At 38.7% G+C, this 561-nt stretch carries 1 protein-coding gene; it reads left to right on the forward strand.

Annotated elements, in window-relative coordinates; genetic code table 11:
• A partial coding sequence (locus B0A64_RS22650; protein WP_165769866.1) for an AMP-binding protein occupies positions 1 to 561 on the forward strand: 561 nt, incomplete at both ends.

Raw genomic sequence — 561 nt, forward strand, 5'->3', positions numbered from 1 at the left:
AGGCAGACCAAAAGGGGTAATGATTGAGCATTGCGGGGTTGTTAATTTGGTTTGTATACAAAAAGATGATTTAGAGATAGATGATCAATCAAGAATCCTGCAGTACGCTTCAACTATATTTGATGCATCAGTATGGGAGATGTTCAGCGCTTTATCTTTTGGAGCCTCCCTTTATATTTTGCCATCCACATTGAGGCAGGATACTCAATTATTAGGAGATTATATCGAGCAGAATAAAATAAACATAGCTACTATACCGCCTGCTTTATTGCGCACTATGTTTTATCAAGAATTTTCTAATCTTAAAACATTAGTTGTTGCCGGAGAATCTTCTTCATCAGACCTGATGGAGAAATGGAGTAAGGGAAGAAGACTGATAAATGCCTACGGTCCAACAGAGAATACTGTCTGTGTAACGATGCACTTATATAAGGATGGTGATTTAAACACAAATATTGGAAAACCACTTTCTAATATGAGTACTTACGTATTGGGCTCCAATAATCTTCCTGTTCCCGTAGGCGTGATTGGAGAGTTGCATATTGGAGGAGCCGGTTTGGC

Source organism: Flavobacterium araucananum (assembly GCF_002222055.1).
Taxonomy (GTDB): domain Bacteria; phylum Bacteroidota; class Bacteroidia; order Flavobacteriales; family Flavobacteriaceae; genus Flavobacterium; species Flavobacterium araucananum.